A 16,222-nucleotide genomic window follows, 5' to 3' on the forward strand; every position below is an offset into this window, starting at 1 on the left:
CGGACCCTTGCCCTATGCTTGCATCTCGTGGCCCGTACCATCTTCAACACACCCATGCTGGAGCCGCTGCTGCGGTCGCTTTCGCGCGGCGTGCTGCGCCTGCTCGGCTGGCGCTTGCAGGGTGAGTTGTCGCCGTTGGCGGCGCGTTGCGTGGTCATCGCGGCACCGCATACGAGCAATTGGGACTTCCCCTTCACGCTCCTGGCCGCGTTCGGCCTGGGCATGCGCATCCGCTGGCTCGGCAAGGCTTCGCTGTTCCGGCCGCCGTTCGGGTGGCTGATGCGCTGGCTTGGCGGCATTCCGGTGCATCGCGAGCGGGCCAACAACCTCGTCGCGGCGTCCGTCCTGGCCTTGACGACAGCAGCCGGCCCGCTGCAGCTCGTGGTGTCGCCGGAAGGCACGCGCAGGCGCACCGCCCAATGGAAGGCCGGCTTTCATCACATCGCGCGCGGCGCCGGGCTGCCCATCCAGTTGTCCTACCTGGACTGGGGCGGCCGCCGCTGCGGCCTGGGGCCGCTGATCGACCCGGGCGAGGATGTCGATGCAGACATCGCCCATATCCGGGCGTTCTACGCGCCATTCCGGGGCCGCAACGAAGATCAGTTCGACGCGGGCTGAGGCGCGGCGCCGGCGCGGGCCCGCCATTCGTCGATGCACCCGAGCATCAGCACCGTGTCCGCCGGCTTGACGAAGTGCCTGTCGAAGCCGGCGTCGGTCGCGGCCTGACGGTCGCTGCTCTGCCCGTAGCCCGTCAACGCGATGAGCAGGATGTCTTTGCCCTCGGGCAGCATGCGGATGCGCCGCGCCACCTGGTAGCCGTCCAGGACCGGCAGGCCGATGTCCAGGATGACGACCTGCGCCCGGAAACCGGCCAGTTCGGCCAGCGCCTGCTGCCCGTCGCGCGAGACTCGCACCTCGTGGCCATCGAGTTCGAGCACGGCCGCGATGGCGACGGCGGCGTCGTGGTTGTCGTCGACCACCAGGATGCGCAGCGCTTCCTTGCGCAATGGCACCGCCGCCATCACGGCACCGGGCGGCGGATTGTCCGGCATCACGCCGGGCAGGCGCACCCTGAACTCGGAACCCTTGTCGAAGCCCGCGCTGAACACCTCGACATCCCCGCCGTGCAACTGCGCCAGCCGGCGCGCCAGCGTCAGGCCGACGCCCAGCCCGCCCTGGGAGCGGTCCAACCCGCGCTTGCCCTGCGCGAACAAATCGAAGATCCGAGGCAGCAGTTCGGGGTCGATGCCCATGCCGTGGTCGACCACCGAGACCACGACTTCCTCGTCCACGATGCGCGAATGCAGCGAGATGGTCGTTTCCTCGGGGCTGTATTTCGACGCGTTGTGCAGCAGGTTGGCCACGACCTGTGTCAGCCGTGCCACATCGCCATCGAGCCAGACGGCATGCGGGGGCAGATCCACGCTGAGCTTCTGCCTGCGGGACTGGATGAGGCCGTGCACCGTCTCCACGCCCTGCGAAATCACCGCGTTCAAATCCATGCGCTCGCGCTTCAGCACAATCTTGCCCTGGCTGATGCGCGTGACGTCGAGCAGTTCCTCGATCAGTCGTGTCATCTGCCGAAGTTGCCGGTTGGCAATGTCGATGGCCCACGCCACCTTGGGGTGCGGGGCCGCGGTGCGGCGCACCACCTCCACCGCCATCTGGATCGGCGCCAGCGGGTTGCGCAACTCGTGCGACATCATCGCGAGGAACTCGTCCTTGCGCTGATTGGACTCCTGCAACTCTTCCTGCGCGGCCATGCGCTCGTGCACCTCGCGCTGCAGCACGCCGTAGAGCCTGACGTTCTCGAATGCGCTCGCGGCCCGCGTGGCAATCTCTTCCAGCAACATCGACAGATGCGCCTTCCACGGGCTCTCGCCGTCCGTCGCGATCAGGATCGCACCCAGCACGCGCTCGCCCAGCAGCAGCGGCACGGCCATGAACGAATTGAGCGTCGACAGGCGCCGTGCGTGAATCAGCTCCAGCGCGGGCGAGCCGACACCCGGGGCGCGGATGGCCTGGACCGCCCGCCGCTCCCTTGCGTCGATTGCGTCCTTCATCGTTTCGCGAAGCAGCGGGTCGAGATCAGCCTCGGGCTGCCGCGAGGCGTAGACGCGTCCTTCGGACACGGAGGCCACCAGCGGCTCGGCCTGGCCGAAGTCGGGGTCGGTGAGCTGGATCAGCGCGAACGAGGCCAGTTCGGGAATCAGCAACTCGGCGCACTGGTTCATCGCCACTTCGGCCTGCAGCGAGCCGCTGAGCATGCGGCTGGCGCGCGCGAGAAAGGCGGAGCACCGGTCGTTTTCTTCCGCGATGCGGCGCGCCGCCTCGGCCGCGAGCACGGCCGCCTTGCCGTCGGCCTGGCGACGGATCTGGCGCGTCATCAGGTAGAGCGATACGAACACGCCCACCTTGCTGCGCAGGATCTCCGGCACCACCGGAGAGAGGATGTAGTCGACAGCGCCCAGCGAATAGCCGCGCGCCGTCTGTACCTCGTCCGCATACGAGGTGATGAAGATGATCGGCGTGTGCGCCGAGCGGCGGTGCTTGCGGATGAGCGCCGCGGTCTCGAAGCCGTCGATCTCCGGCATGTTGACGTCGAGCAGGATGACCGCGAACTCGCGCTTCAGGATCTCGCGCAATGCCGCGGCACCGGACTGCACCGGCACCAGGTTCTGGCCCAGTTCCTCCAGCACGGTCTGGAACACCAGCAGCTTCTCGGGCAGGTCGTCGACGATGAGGATGTTGGCCTTCTCTTCGCCGCCGGCGTCGCCCGGGCTCTCGTTGACGAGAAAGTCGGACAGTGACCGGGCTACTTGCATAGCCAGCCTCGCAGCACGACCAGCAGGTGCGCCGTTTCAACCGGCTTCGACAGGTAGTCCCACGCGCCGGCCTCGATGCATTTCTCGCGATCGCCCTTCATCGCCTTGGCCGTCACCGCGATGAGCGGCAGGTGCTTGCCGGAGGGCAGCTTGCGCAGCTCGCGCATGGTCTGCATGCCGTCCATCTCCGGCATCATGATGTCCATCAGCACCACGTCGATGTCCGGATCGTCCTGCACGAGCTGGATGGCGTCGCGACCGTTCTCGGCCGACACGACTTCCATCCCCTGCTCCTCCAGCACCGTTGCCAGCGCAAAGATGTTGCGCACGTCGTCGTCGACGATCAGCGCTTTCTTGCCCGTCAGGATGCGCGACGCATCGTTCGCACTCTCCACCGCGATGCGTTCCTGCTGCGTCATCGAGGCAATGCCGCGATGCAGGAGAAACGCGGTCGCGTCGATCAGGCCTTCCAGCGTATCCGCGGTGCGCAGGATCGAACCATGGTGGCCATATTCCCAATGCGTCGCCGAGCCCGCGTCGGACGAACGATGCAGCAGCACCGGAAGCTGGCGGGCGGCGGTACGCGCATCGATGTATTCGGACAGGTCGCTGCGCCCGAATCCCTTCAGCAGCCCATCGGTCACGAGGCAGTCGACGTCGCCCTTCGCAAGCTCGCTTCGCAGCACGTCGGCTGCCTCCACCACCACCGGCCGCAGGTCGCCATTGCCCAGTGCCGCGAGGTACTTGTCGCGTACCGGCGAAGGCTGCATCACGACGACCAGCTTCTTGGCACTCGACTGCACGAAGGCATGCAGGTGGCGCAGCGCCACGTCCACCTCGTCGATCGATTGCAGCGGCTTGGCCAGGAACCCGATGGCGCCGGAATTCAAGGCGCGTTCACGCGAGTCGTCCGTGGAGACCACGCAGATCGGAATGTGCCGCGTGCCCAGGTCGGCCTTGAGCCGCTCGAGGATGCGCAGGCCCTGCATGTCCGGCAGGTGGATGTCCAGCGTGATGAGCGCCGGGCGGTAGTCGCGGATCAACGCGAGCGAGCCCGCGCCGGTGGGGCTCACCAGCCCCTTGAAGCCACAGCGCCGACCTGCCTGCAGCAGCATCTTCGAGAACGGCAAGTCGTTCTCCACGATGAGCAGCACCAGTTCGCCGGGCAGGATGCTCTCGCGATCGTCGTCCGCGACGTTGATCGAACCGAGGTCCTCGACATGCAGGTCCGCCAGCTCGGGCGCGGCGACGGGGAGGACCGGCTTCAGCGCGCGCTGCAGCGACTCGTCGGCCAGGCTGCGTTGAGCCAGTGCTGCATCGTTCGCCGCGGTCCGGCCGGGCCGCAGGCTGCGCGACGGACTGTAGCTTTGCGGCAGGTACAGCGTGAAGGTGCTGCCCTCCGTTGGCGCGCTGATCAGGCGGATCTCGCCGCCCAGCAACCTTGCCAGCTCCCGGCTGATGGCCAGGCCCAGGCCCGTGCCGCCGTACTTGCGCGACGTGGAGCCATCCGCCTGCTGGAAGGCCTCGAACACGATCTGCTGCTTGTCCGCGGAGATGCCGATGCCGGTGTCCGACACCGAGAACGCGATCACGCTGCTGGCACGGTTCAATTCCTCGTTGTCGCGCGACCAGCCGCCGTTCGCCGTCGCGATCGACAGCGCCACCGACCCCTGGTGCGTGAACTTGAACGCGTTCGACAACAGGTTCTTGACGATCTGCTGCAGCCGCTTGACGTCGGTGACGATGGTCTCGGGCAGCATGCCCGTCGCGCGAATGTGGAAGCCGACGTGCTTGGCCTCGGCCACATGCCGGAAGCTGCGCTCGACCGAGCGTTGCAGGTCGTCCAGCCGCAACTCGCTGACCTCGACCGCAACGGTGCCCGACTCGATCTTCGACAAATCGAGGATGTCGTTGATGAGCATCAGCAGGTCGTTGCCAGACAGGTGGATGGTCTTCGCGAACTCGACCTGCTTGGACGTCAGGTTGCCGCCGCTGTTCTTGCACAACTGGTCGGAGAGGATCAGCAGGCTGTTGAGCGGCGTGCGCAACTCGTGCGACATGTTGGCCAGGAATTCCGACTTGTACTTGGAGGTGAGCGCCAGTTGCTCCGCCTTTTCTTCCAGCGCCTGGCGGGCCTGCTCGACCTCCTGGTTCTTGCGCTCCACTTCCTGGTTCTGGTGCACCAGCAGGCGGGCCTTTTCCTGCAGTTCCTCGTTGGTCTGCTGCAGCTCTTGCTGCCGGTTCTGCAACTCCTCGGCCAGCGATTGCGACTGGGTCAGCAAGTGCTCGGTGCGCATGTTGGCCGAGATGGTGTTGATCACGATGCCGATCGATTCGGTCAACTGGTCGAGGAACGCCTCGTGCGACGGGTTGAATCGTTCCAGCGAGGCCAGCTCCATCACGCCGCGCACTTCGCCTTCGAAGATGATCGGCAGCACGATGACATCCATCGCCGCGCTTTCGCTCAGCCCTGTGGCCACGCGGAATGCGGTACTCGCGACGTTGGTGAGGAGGATCCTGGCCTTGTCGACCGCGCACTGGCCGACCAGCCCCTGGCCCAGATCGACTTCCTTGCCATGCGCGTTCTGCCCGCCCGACGCATAGCTGGCGACCAGCTTGAGCCGGCTCGTGTTGCCGGTGGTGCCCAGTACGTAGAACTCGGCTTGCTGCGCGCCCACCACCGGCGCCAGTTCCGAAAGGATGAGCTGGCCGACCGTGAGCAGGTCCTTCTGGCCCTGCAGCATGCGGCTGAACTTCGCGAGGTTGGTCTTGAGCCAGTCCTGCTCGGTGTTCTTCTGCGTGGTGTCCTTCAGGTTGCGGATCATCTCGTTGATCGTGTCCTTCAGCGCTGCCACTTCGCCTTGCGCCTTGACTGTGATGGAGCGCGTCAGGTCGCCTTGCGTCACGGCCGTCGCCACTTCGGCGATGGCGCGCACTTGCGTCGTGAGGTTGGCGGCCAGCTGGTTCACGTTCTCGGTGAGGCCCTTCCAGGTGCCCGCGGCGCCCGGCACCTTGGCCTGGCCGCCGAGCTTGCCTTCGACACCCACTTCGCGCGCGACCGTGGTCACCTGGTCGGCAAAGGTCGCGAGCGTGTCCGTCATGCTGTTGATGGTTTCGGCCAGCGCCGCGATCTCGCCCTTGGCCTCGACGGTGAGCTTCTGCTTCAGGTCGCCCGTAGCCACGGCGGTCACCACCTTGGCAATGCCGCGCACCTGGCCCGTCAGGTTGCCGGCCATGAAGTTCACGTTTTCGGTCAGGTCCTTCCATGTGCCCGACACGTCGCGCACCTGCGCCTGTCCGCCCAGCCGCCCTTCGGTGCCCACCTCGCGCGCCACCCGCGTGACCTCCGCGGCAAAGGACGAGAGCTGGTCCACCATCGTGTTGATCGTGGCCTTCAGTTCCAGGATCTCTCCCTTCACGTCCACCGTGATCTGCTTCGACAGGTCGCCCGCGGCCACGGCCTTGGTCACGTCGGCGATGTTGCGCACCTGCGAGGTGAGGTTCGACGCCATCAGGTTCACCGAGTCGGTCAGGTCCTTCCAGGTGCCGGCCACGCCTTGCACATCGGCCTGCCCGCCCAGGATGCCTTCGGTGCCCACTTCGAGCGCCACGCGCGTCACTTCGGCGGCGAAGGAGCGAAGCTGGTCCACCATCGTGTTGACGGTGTTCTTGAGTTCAGAGATCTCGCCTTTCACGTCGACGGTGATCTTCTTCGACAGGTCGCCCGCGGCCACGGCCGTGGTCACCTCGGCGATGTTGCGCACCTGCGAAGTGAGGTTGCCGGCCATGAAGTTCACCGACTCGGTCAAGTCCTTCCATGTGCCCGCCACGCCTTGCACGTCGGCCTGCCCGCCAAGAATCCCTTCGGTGCCGACTTCGCGCGCCACCCGCGTCACTTCCGCCGCAAAGGAACGAAGCTGGTCCACCATCGTGTTGACCGTGGCCTTCAGTTCCAGGATTTCGCCCTTCACGTCCACCGTGACTTTCTTGGACAGGTCGCCCGCCGCAACAGCCTTCGTCACGTCGGCGATGTTGCGCACTTGCGATGTGAGGTTCGACGCCATCGAGTTCACCGATTCGGTCAAGTCCTTCCACGTGCCGGCCACGCCCTGCACGTCCGCCTGGCCGCCCAGCTTGCCCTCGCTGCCCACTTCGCGCGCCACGCGCGTCACCTCGGCCGCGAAGGACGAGAGCTGGTCCACCATCGTGTTGATCGTGTTCTTCAGTTCGGAGATTTCGCCCTTCACGTCCACCGTGATCTTCTTGGAGAGATCCCCGGCCGCCACTGCCGTCGTTACCTCGGCGATGTTGCGCACCTGCGATGTCAGGTTGCCCGCCATGAAATTCACCGACTCGGTCAAGTCCTTCCACGTGCCCGCCACGCCTTGCACGTCGGCCTGACCGCCGAGCCGTCCTTCGGTGCCCACCTCGCGCGCCACCCGCGTCACTTCCGCGGCGAACGACCGAAGCTGGTCCACCATCGTGTTGATCGTCGCCTTCAATTCGAGGATCTCGCCCTTCACCGCCACGGTGATCTTCTTGGAGAGGTCGCCCGCGGCCACCGCCTTCGTCACGTCCGCGATGTTGCGCACCTGGCTCGTCAGGTTGCCGGCCATCGAGTTCACCGAGTCGGTCAGGTCCTTCCAGGTGCCCGACACGCCCTCCACTTCCGCCTGCCCGCCGAGCCGCCCTTCCGTACCGACCTCGCGCGCCACCCGCGTCACTTCCGCGGCGAAGGACGAGAGCTGGTCCACCATCGTGTTGACAGTGGCCTTCAGTTCCAGGATTTCGCCCTTCACGTCGACCGTGATCTTCTTGGACAGATCGCCTGCCGCCACGGCCTTGGTCACGTCGGCGATGTTGCGTACTTGCGATGTGAGGTTCGACGCCATCGAGTTCACCGAATCGGTCAGGTCCTTCCACGTGCCGGCCACGCCCTGCACGTCCGCCTGCCCGCCCAGCTTGCCCTCGCTGCCCACCTCGCGCGCCACCCGCGTGACCTCGGCGGCGAAGGAGCGAAGCTGGTCCACCATCGTGTTGATCGTGTTCTTCAGTTCGGAGATCTCGCCCTTCACGTCCACCGTGATCTTCTTGGAGAGGTCCCCGGCCGCCACCGCGGTCGTCACCTCGGCGATGTTGCGCACCTGCGATGTGAGGTTGCCCGCCATGAAATTCACCGACTCGGTCAAGTCCTTCCACGTGCCGGCCACACCCTGCACGTCGGCCTGCCCGCCCAGCTTGCCTTCGGTGCCCACCTCGCGCGCCACCCGCGTCACTTCCGCGGCGAACGACCGAAGCTGGTCCACCATCGTGTTGACGGTGTTCTTAAGTTCCAGGATCTCGCCCTTCACGTCCACCGTGATCTTCTTCGACAGGTCCCCCGCAGCCACCGCCTTCGTCACGTCCGCGATGTTGCGCACCTGGCTCGTCAGGTTGCCGGCCATCGAATTGACCGAGTCGGTCAGGTCCTTCCACGTCCCCGACACGCCTTCCACCCGCGCCTGCCCGCCGAGCGAGCCTTCGGTGCCCACTTCGCGCGCCACCCGCGTCACTTCGGATGCGAACGATCGAAGCTGGTCCACCATCGTGTTGATCGTGTTCTTCAGCGTCAGGAACTCGCCCTTCACGTCCACGTCGATCTTCTTCGAGAGGTCGCCCTTGGCCACCGCCGTCGTCACATCCGCGATGTTGCGCACCTGGTCGGTCAGGTTGCCTGCCATCGAGTTGACCGAGTCGGTCAGGTCCTTCCAGGTGCCCGCCACGCCCTTGACCTTGGCCTGGCCGCCGAGCTTGCCTTCGGTGCCCACCTCGCGCGCCACCCGCGTGACCTCGGCCGAGAAGTCGCCAAGCTGCTCGACCATCTTGTTGATCGTCTTCGCCGTGCGCAGGAACTCGCCCTCGAGTTCGCGTCCGTCGACTTCCAGCGCCATGCTCTTGGACAAGTCGCCCTGCGCGACCGCGCCGATCACACGCGCCACCTCCGTGGTCGGATGCACCAGGTCATCGATCAGCGCATTGACGCATTCGATCGACTGCCCCCAGAAGCCGCGCGTCTCGGTGAGGATGGCGCGCTGCTTGAGCTTGCCTTCCTTGCCCACCACCCTGCGCAGGCGGATCAGCTCGGCAGCGAGCGTGGCGTTCTGGTCGACCACGTCGTTGAAGACCTCCGCCACCCGGCCGGCAATGCCGGTCCAGTGCATCGGCAGCCGCACCTTCGCATCGCCGATCCGCAACCTCGCGAGCGCGTCCAGCAGTAGCTCGTATTCCTCTTGGGGCGCGGCCAATTGGAGCGTGTCGGGTGCGTTCATTTTCGATCTTCCAGTCGATGGGGCAACACAAGTACGACGCCCGCGAACACGCGGGCAATCTGACTGGCACTACGCCGAAATGTGTTGCCCTCATCCCCATGGAAACATCGGCAGGCCCGCAAACCGAGGCTGAAAAAACCAGTGTTCCGCTTCCCGGCCGTCGATCTTCAAGACTGCTCTGGCGACGACGCCGGCCATGGGCAGGCGCTCGCGCGGCCCTCATCCCCGGCGCGCGCGATAACCCGCCACGGCTGCATGTTGCACGCCGTCACATACGTCGCATGTAGGAGAAAAGCGCGCCTTGGCGTCTCGTCTTACGAGAATTCGATCTGATTCTCGAACCCGAAGTCCTCGCTCGACAGCACGACCGGCTTGTGCGACGTTGTCCGGTAGCGCTGCAAGGCCTTGCCCTCGATGCGAGAGGCATGGGCGACGAACGCGTCGACGAGCGATTCAGCGCCGCCGGTCGCCCCGAAGTAGTCGCGCAGCGGGTCTTCGCCGACCTGGGCAATGATGCGCGGCCCATCGGGGCCCTCCGGATAGATCGCAAACTTGACGCTCGCGGTATCGAAACAATAGATAGCTTCGTGCATCGCTTGTCTCCGGAATTTGTGTCCGAGGACGTTAGTACGTGAAGCGGACTTTTGCAGAGGTGCCGACGCCTTTTTTGTGTCAGGCTGTTCCTACGAAAACGGGCGCCCTCGACAGCCTCCGTTCCCGCCAGGGCATCTGGAAATTCTGGTTTCAATTTGTTCGCGGATGCCGTTCCGGCGCCGTCGACCACCCGGCCTGCGAGATTTCAATTGCGACTTCCGGCAGGCGTTCGGCACCGCAGCGCAGCCCTCGGACATCGGCCAGGATCGGCCAGAATTGGCCGGATCATGCATGTCCACGAAGCCGTCACCTCCCGCCGATCGATCCGGTCCTTCCTCCCCGACCCCGTACCGCCCGAGGCCATCCGCCGGGTCCTGTCGCTGGCCATGCGCGCGCCATCGGGCGGCAACCTCCAGCCCTGGCAGATCGACGTGATGGCCGGCGAACCGCTCGCCGCGCTCAAGGCCGAGATGCAGCACAACCTGCGCACTGGCGTCCAGGAGACGCCCGCCTACGACGTCTATCCGCCGGCCCTCGCATCGCCCTGGCGCGACAGGCGCTTCCAGGTCGGCGAGGCGATGTATGCGCGCCTGGGCATTCCGCGTGAAGACAAGGCTGCGCGCAGGCGCTGGTTTGCCCACAACTACGCCTTCTTCGGCGCGCCGATGGCGCTGTTCTGCTCGATCGATCGCGGCATGGGCCCGCCGCAATGGTCGGACTGCGGAATGTTCCTGCAGACGGTCATGCTCCTGCTGCGCGAAGAAGGGCTCGACAGTTGCCCGCAGGAATGCTGGGCCCACTACCCCGACACCGTCAGCCGAGCGCTACAACTGCCGCCCGAACGCATGCTCTTCACCGGCATGTCGATCGGCTGGGCCGATACCTCGCATCCGGTCAATGCGCTGGTCACCGACCGGGCGCCTATCGAGGAGATCGTGCGCTTCAGCGGCGTTTGAGCCTTTCACCGCGAGACCGAGCCGACCGGGCCGGGTCCGGCCAGTCGGATCACATCTCAGGTCGGATCGGCAAACCGCGGCGCACGCCGCTCCATGTTGGCATTGACCGCTTCAGTCTGGTTCGCACTGCCCACCAGCGCCTTCTGCTCGACCGACTCGGCAAACAGCAATTCAGCCTGATCCATTTGCATCGACGCATTCAGCAATCGCTTGCCCGCGCGAATCGCGTCAGGGCTCTTCGCTGCAATCTCGTGCGCCATCTGCAATGCTTCGGCCAGCGGGTCGGCCGCGACGCGCGTGGCAAACCCGATGCGCAATGCCTCCTCACCGGAAAAAATCCGGCCGGAGTAGGTGAGTTCGCGCACCAGGTCCGCCCGCGCCAGTTCGCGCATCAGCACCATGCCGGCCATGTCGGGCACCAGGCCCCACTTGATCTCCATGACCGACATCTTCGTGTCGGGTGCAACGATGCGCACATCCGCCCCCAGCGCCACCTGCAAGCCGCCGCCGAAGGCCACGCCGTGCACAGCGGCGATCACCGGCACCGGCACCTGCCGCCACACCCATGCCACCTGCTGCGCGGCGTTGGCGATTCCGTGCGTACGCACGGCAAGGTCCGCGCCGGCGGCGCCTTCGCCCAGCAGCTGGAGGCCATCCGCCTTCCCCATGCGCTGGAAGGACTGCATGTCGAGCCCGGCGCAGAAGGCCTTGCCCCGGCCCGCAATGACCACTGCGCGCACCGTGACGTCGTGCCGCAGTTGCTCGCCGGCCTCGATCAGCGCGTCGAACATCGCGGGGTCGAGCGCGTTCATCTTGTCGGTGCGTACCATTTGAAGTTCGACCACGCCATCGGGGTGGCGGGTCCGTTCGATACGATCATTCATCGGCAACTCCTTTTTCGCGAGTATGCGGCCCGGGCAGGGGGAGATGATTCGAGTCGCGTCGCACCGGCGACGCCAACCTGCACAGCATGAGAAAGCAAGACCATGAGTATCCGCATCGTCCGCCTCGGCACTGAACGCGCGCCCGGAGAAGGGCTGCGCATCGGCACGGTTCGGCGACCGCCGCGCGGCGTGCCGAAGACCGAGTTCGCCAGCCAGAACTGGTACGACGTCTGGTACCCCAATCTCGCGCCGTCGGCCGAAACCATGAAGCTCGGACAGGACGCCGAGACACCCACGCAATGGAACGCCTTCATCCGCGCCTACAAGCGCGAGATGGCCGAGCCCGACGCCAGCCGCAGCCTCGATCTGCTCGCCGCGCTGTCGCACCAGAGCGCGTTGGCGGTCGGCTGCTATTGCGAGGACGAATCGCGCTGCCATCGCTCGCTGCTGCGCGGCCTGCTGCAAGAACGCGGTGCGGACATCGCCGGCTGATCAGCCGCTCGTTCCGCAGCGTTCCAGCGCATCGAACGACACGATCTCGATCTTCCCGTAACCCAGCGAGATCATTCCTTCCCGCGCCAACGCGTTGAGCTCCCCCGAGAGTGTCTGCCGCGTCACCCCGAGCATCATCGCCAGCGCCTCCTGCGACAGCATCACGCGATCCCGCGCCTGCGGCGATTGCGTCGCATCGCCCCGCGCCAGCGTGCAGAGCCGCCGCGCCACGCGTGCCCGCAGGTCGCGCAGCGTCGCGTCCTCCATCAACGCATAGAGAAAGCGCACCCGCGCTGCCAGCAACGCGGTCATTGCATTGGCGAACACCACGTCCTGCATCAGTTCCGCGAAAGCCTCCTGCGGCACCACCAGCAGGTCGAGCGCGGTGAGCGCGGTCGCATCGTGCGTGCGCGGCGACCCGTCGATCAGCGAGAGTTCGCCGAACCAGTTGCCGGGCTCGATGACCGACAGGATCGCTTCGCGCCCGTCGTGTCGCAGCGTCGAAGCCTTGACCATTCCGCGCGCCAGCCCGTACAGGCCGCTGCCGGCGACGGTGACCGGATCACCCTGCCGGAACAGCATCGCACCGCGCCGCCAGTGCGTCAGCTCCGCCGCGCCCAGCAAGGCCTCGCGCTGCGCCCGCGGCATGCCCGCGAACCAGGGATTGGCGCCCATCGCGTCGCGGTGCGCAGCCGAAAGGTGCAGCCTGGGGAGCGCGGCCATGGCAAGAGACGTTGGGGTTTACGTGCGTATCAGACTGTCCGTTTTCCGACAGTTTCGGAACTGGCCGAAGTCTACAGTGGGCCCACCCCACAGGAGAGACAACGTATGAACGCAAGAGCAAGCTTCGTCCGCATGCAGGACAGCACGCGCGAAGACTGGCAGATCATCAGCGGCGAATTCATGCAGTTCGCACGCGGCCTGCCGGCACGCGTGGTCAAGCACCTTCAGATTCTCGAAGGCGACTACGGCGGCTTCCCAGTCGACCGCTACACCCACTCGCTGCAGACCGCTACGCGCGCCCTGCGCGCCGGTCGCGACGACGAATACGTGGTCTGCGCCCTGCTGCACGACATCGGCGACACGCTCGGCACCATGAACCACCCCGACATCGCCGCCGCCATCCTCAAGCCCTTCGTCAGCGAGGAGAACCACTGGATGGTGCAGCACCACGGCATCTTCCAGGGCCACTATTTCTTCCATCACGTCGGGCTCGACCGCAACCTGCGCGACAACTTCAAGGCGCACCCCTGCTACGAGCGCACCGCGGAATTCTGCGAGCTCTACGACAACCCGGCCTTCGACCCGAAGGGCGAGACCCTGCCCATTTCCGAGTTCATGCCGATGCTGCAACGCGTGATGGCGCAGCCGAAGCAGAGCATCTACAAGGCCGCGCTGCAGGAACCGGCCGCCGCCTGAATCCCGTCGCCAACAAGGAGCCCACCATGAACGCCACCACCCAATCCGAAGTCCAGAAGGTCGTCTCCGCCGAAGAATGGCAATTGCGGGTCGACCTCGCCGCGTGCTACCGCCTCGTGGCGATGCACGGCTGGAGCGACCTGATCTTCACGCACATCAGCGCGCGCATCCCCGGCCCCGAGCATCACTTCCTCATCAACCCCTACGGCCTGATGTTCGACGAGATCACCGCGTCGAGCCTGGTCAAGGTCGACCAGGACTGCAACAAGCTCATCGATTCGCCCTACCCCGTCAACCCGGCCGGCTTCGTGATCCACAGCGCCATCCACGCGGTGCGCGAAGACGTCCAGTGCGTGCTGCACACCCATACCAAGGCCGGCGTCGCCGTGAGTGCGCAAAAAGGCGGCGTGCTGCCGATCAGCCAGCAGTCGACCTTCGTGCTCGCCTCGCTGGCGTACCACGGCTATGAAGGCGTGGCGATCCGCGACGACGAAAAGGCCCGCCTGCAGGCAGACCTCGGCCACGCCAACTTCTTCATGCTGCGCAACCACGGCCTGTTGACCTGCGGCAAGACCATCGCCGACGCCTTCCTTTCGATGTATACCTTCGAGAACACCTGCCAGATCCAGATCGCGGCGCAAGCCGGCGGCGGCGAGTTGACGCAGGTCGACCCGCGCATCGTCGAAGGGGTGGGCCAGGCGCTGAAGGTGCAGACCGGCGGCCTGGGCGGCGCGTTCGTCTGGCCCTCGCTGATCCGCAAGCTCGACCGCGTCGACCCGAGCTACAAGGACTGACGCACGCGCGCCGCCGGGTCGCAAGCAGCCCGCGTTCACCTTGAGACCAAGTCAGCAGGTGAGCGAACTGCTGCCCATCGAAGGCATCGACTTCATCTGCGAGCCGTCGGCCGAGGTGCAGCGCGGGACGGTGTTCTCCTCGGGCAAGGCGGCCTTCGCCTTGCTCAGATATCGAGCGCCGAGGTGTCCTCGGGATTGTCCTCGCGCCCTTCTTCCGCCGCACGGCAGTACTCGCGCAGCTTGAGCAGCGCGCGGTACATCGCATCGCGCTCATCGGGCGGCAGCACACGGATCGCCGCCGCCTGGCGCCGCCGCGCGATCGGGATGGCTTCGGCGTGCAGCGCCTGGCCTTCGGGCGTGATGCGGCAATAGATTTTCTTGCGCGGCGTATTGCCCTCGGGCTCCAGCACGACGAGCCCGCGGCCCTCGAGCAGCTTCAACGTGCGGCTGACCAGCGCCTTGTCGGATGTGGACTGCACCACCAGGTCGCTGAACGCGATCCGCCCCGCGTGGGCCACCAGCGCCAGCAAGCGCCACTCCGACACCGACAGGCCGAACTGCTCCGCATACGGCATCGTGAGGGTGCGCCGCAATGCGTTGCCCACCTGGCTCATCATGGTCGTGATGAAGGCGTCGACATTCAGCGTCGAACCGGCTTCGTCGAGATCGGTCCAGGGCGTGCGGGAGGCGTCAGGAGCGGCTGGAGGGTTGTGTGCGTCGGTCATTGGAGCCGCATTGTTCCACGCTGGCCCGACTGCGAAACACCTATCACCACTAGTTTAAATATCAATACGTCAATAGGTGTTTGCAGTAAGTTGATCTATCAACATACGATTCACAATCCACATTCATTGGTGGATCGTTGTTTCACCAATGAATCACACCCGCTTTGATCCCTCAATTGCCAGCCGCCACGCATTGCCTGCACGCCAGCGTGGCCCCTTTCAGGAGCCAGTGATGTTCTCGACCCGTCGCCAAGTCCTTCTTGCGGCCACGATGGCGGCCTGCGCCATGACCGCCGGCCATGCCGTCGCCCAACCCGACTACCCTTCCAAGCCCGTCACGGTCGTCGTGTCGTACCCGCCGGGCGGCGACACGGATGCCATCGCGCGCCTGTTCGCCGAAAAACTCTCGGTGCGCCTGAAGCAGCCCGTCATCATCGACAACAAGCCCGGTGCCGGCGGCGCACTCGGCAACACCTCGGTGAGCCGCGCCCTGCCCGATGGCTACACGCTGCTGTTCACGCCCAACCCCTTCACGACGGCGCCGCTGGTGATGAAGCTGACCTCCGGCGCCAACTACGACGTGCTGCACGGCTTCGAGCCGGTCATCAACACGGCGACGCAGCCACTGGTGCTGGTCGCCAACCCGGGCATCGGCGTGAAGACGCTGCCTGAACTGATCGCGGCTGCCAAGGCGGGCAAGGCCGTCACCTATGCCAGCCCCGGCGCCGGCTCGCCGATGCACATCGTCGGCGAATGGCTCAACCAGGCGGCTGGCGTGAAGATCACGCACGTGCCCTATCGGGGCGTCGCCCCCTCGGTCACCGACGTGGTGGCGGGCCATGTGGACACCGCCTGGGTCACCTTCGGCGCGGTGCGCCAATACCTGCAGGCCGGCCGGCTGATCCCCCTGGCCATCGGCGATGCGCAGCGCTCGCGTCTGGCGCCCAACGTGCCGACGCTGGCGGAACTGGGCTACCGGAACGTCGTGGTCGGAGCCTGGAACGGCTTCTTCGCGCCCAAGGGAACGCCCGCCTCCATCGTCAAGTTGCTGAACGAGAACCTCGACGAGATCCTCAAGTCACCCGAGGTCGTCGAGAAGCTCGCCGTCTTCGGCGCCCTGCCCGCCGGCGGCGCGCCGGACGCGCTCGGCAAGATCAACGCCACCGACTACGCCGTGATGGGCAAGGTCATCCGCGACCTGGGGATCTCGGCAGAGTGAAACGCG

12 protein-coding genes are annotated in these 16,222 nt (G+C 65.9%); 6 read left to right on the plus strand and 6 right to left on the minus strand.

Annotated features, from left to right (window positions below; genetic code table 11):
• Positions 1-27 precede the first annotated feature (27 nt).
• The gene (locus WKW80_RS06410; protein WP_340362709.1) at positions 28-618 is read left to right on the plus strand and encodes a lysophospholipid acyltransferase family protein; all 591 of its coding nucleotides are present in this window, start codon (positions 28-30) and stop codon (positions 616-618) included.
• Here WKW80_RS06410 and WKW80_RS06415 read toward each other — a convergent pair.
• The 3 genes from WKW80_RS06415 to WKW80_RS06425 all read right to left on the minus strand — a co-directional run bounded on the left by WKW80_RS06415 (position 600) and on the right by WKW80_RS06425 (position 9,726).
• Positions 600-2,825 carry a response regulator gene (locus WKW80_RS06415; protein WP_340362710.1) on the minus strand — a complete coding sequence of 742 codons (2,226 nt, stop codon included), beginning with the start codon at positions 2,823-2,825 and terminating at the stop codon, positions 600-602. The two genes, WKW80_RS06410 and WKW80_RS06415, sit on opposite strands and share 19 nt — an antisense overlap.
• A complete protein-coding gene (locus WKW80_RS06420; RefSeq protein WP_340362711.1) occupies positions 2,816-9,133 on the minus strand; it encodes a HAMP domain-containing protein in 6,318 nt (2,105 codons plus the stop codon). The genes WKW80_RS06415 and WKW80_RS06420 overlap by 10 nt, the downstream gene beginning before the upstream one ends.
• A 314-nt stretch (positions 9,134-9,447) precedes the next feature.
• Positions 9,448-9,726 carry a hypothetical protein gene (locus WKW80_RS06425; RefSeq protein WP_340362712.1) on the minus strand — a complete coding sequence of 93 codons (279 nt, stop codon included), beginning with the start codon at positions 9,724-9,726 and terminating at the stop codon, positions 9,448-9,450.
• 288 nt (positions 9,727-10,014) lie between these two features.
• Between WKW80_RS06425 and WKW80_RS06430 the strand changes: the two genes are divergently transcribed.
• Positions 10,015-10,683, plus strand: coding sequence for a nitroreductase (locus WKW80_RS06430; protein ID WP_340362713.1), 669 nt, complete (start codon positions 10,015-10,017; stop codon positions 10,681-10,683).
• A gap of 56 nt (positions 10,684-10,739) precedes the next feature.
• On the opposite strand, the gene WKW80_RS06435 is transcribed toward WKW80_RS06430, so the two are convergent.
• On the minus strand, positions 10,740-11,567 hold the full coding sequence (locus WKW80_RS06435) for a crotonase/enoyl-CoA hydratase family protein (RefSeq protein ID WP_340362714.1): 828 nt from the start codon (positions 11,565-11,567) through the stop codon (positions 10,740-10,742).
• A 102-nt stretch (positions 11,568-11,669) separates the two neighbouring features.
• Here WKW80_RS06435 and WKW80_RS06440 point away from each other — a divergent pair, with 102 nt between their 5' ends.
• Positions 11,670-12,059 (plus strand): DUF488 domain-containing protein, encoded by a 390-nt coding sequence (locus WKW80_RS06440; protein ID WP_340362715.1) that lies wholly within the window; start codon positions 11,670-11,672, stop codon positions 12,057-12,059.
• Here WKW80_RS06440 and WKW80_RS06445 read toward each other — a convergent pair whose 3' ends face one another.
• A complete protein-coding gene (locus WKW80_RS06445; RefSeq protein ID WP_340362716.1) occupies positions 12,060-12,782 on the minus strand; it encodes a Crp/Fnr family transcriptional regulator in 723 nt (240 codons plus the stop codon).
• 105 nt (positions 12,783-12,887) lie between these two features.
• On the opposite strand from WKW80_RS06445, the gene WKW80_RS06450 reads away from it, so the two are divergent.
• Both WKW80_RS06450 and WKW80_RS06455 read left to right on the plus strand, forming a co-directional pair.
• Positions 12,888-13,478 (plus strand): HD domain-containing protein, encoded by a 591-nt coding sequence (locus tag WKW80_RS06450; protein ID WP_340362717.1) that lies wholly within the window; start codon positions 12,888-12,890, stop codon positions 13,476-13,478.
• Positions 13,479-13,504: 26 nt separating this feature from the next.
• A complete protein-coding gene (locus WKW80_RS06455) occupies positions 13,505-14,272 on the plus strand; it encodes a class II aldolase/adducin family protein (protein ID WP_340362718.1) in 768 nt (255 codons plus the stop codon).
• 164 nt (positions 14,273-14,436) lie between these two features.
• On the opposite strand, the gene WKW80_RS06460 is transcribed toward WKW80_RS06455, so the two are convergent.
• Positions 14,437-14,997: a MarR family winged helix-turn-helix transcriptional regulator gene (locus WKW80_RS06460; RefSeq protein ID WP_340362719.1), complete on the minus strand. Its 561-nt coding sequence runs from the start codon at positions 14,995-14,997 to the stop codon at positions 14,437-14,439.
• A 232-nt stretch (positions 14,998-15,229) separates the two neighbouring features.
• Between WKW80_RS06460 and WKW80_RS06465 the strand changes: the two genes are divergently transcribed.
• On the plus strand, positions 15,230-16,216 hold the full coding sequence (locus WKW80_RS06465; protein ID WP_422822853.1) for a Bug family tripartite tricarboxylate transporter substrate binding protein: 987 nt from the start codon (positions 15,230-15,232) through the stop codon (positions 16,214-16,216).
• Positions 16,217-16,222 lie beyond the last annotated feature (6 nt).

Origin of the sequence: Variovorax humicola, from assembly GCF_037889915.1 — a bacterium.
Taxonomy (GTDB): domain Bacteria; phylum Pseudomonadota; class Gammaproteobacteria; order Burkholderiales; family Burkholderiaceae_C; genus Variovorax; species Variovorax humicola.

Coding starts and splice junctions, on each gene's coding strand:
- WKW80_RS06415 (WP_340362710.1), bottom strand. CDS start 2,825: ATGCAAGTAGCCCGGTCACTGTCCGACTTTCTCGTCAACGAGAGCCCG.
- WKW80_RS06420 (WP_340362711.1), bottom strand. CDS start 9,133: ATGAACGCACCCGACACGCTCCAATTGGCCGCGCCCCAAGAGGAATAC.
- WKW80_RS06425 (WP_340362712.1), bottom strand. CDS start 9,726: ATGCACGAAGCTATCTATTGTTTCGATACCGCGAGCGTCAAGTTTGCG.
- WKW80_RS06430 (WP_340362713.1), top strand. CDS start 10,015: ATGCATGTCCACGAAGCCGTCACCTCCCGCCGATCGATCCGGTCCTTC.
- WKW80_RS06435 (WP_340362714.1), bottom strand. CDS start 11,567: ATGAATGATCGTATCGAACGGACCCGCCACCCCGATGGCGTGGTCGAA.
- WKW80_RS06440 (WP_340362715.1), top strand. CDS start 11,670: ATGAGTATCCGCATCGTCCGCCTCGGCACTGAACGCGCGCCCGGAGAA.
- WKW80_RS06445 (WP_340362716.1), bottom strand. CDS start 12,782: ATGGCCGCGCTCCCCAGGCTGCACCTTTCGGCTGCGCACCGCGACGCG.
- WKW80_RS06450 (WP_340362717.1), top strand. CDS start 12,888: ATGAACGCAAGAGCAAGCTTCGTCCGCATGCAGGACAGCACGCGCGAA.
- WKW80_RS06455 (WP_340362718.1), top strand. CDS start 13,505: ATGAACGCCACCACCCAATCCGAAGTCCAGAAGGTCGTCTCCGCCGAA.
- WKW80_RS06460 (WP_340362719.1), bottom strand. CDS start 14,997: ATGACCGACGCACACAACCCTCCAGCCGCTCCTGACGCCTCCCGCACG.
- WKW80_RS06465 (WP_422822853.1), top strand. CDS start 15,230: ATGTTCTCGACCCGTCGCCAAGTCCTTCTTGCGGCCACGATGGCGGCC.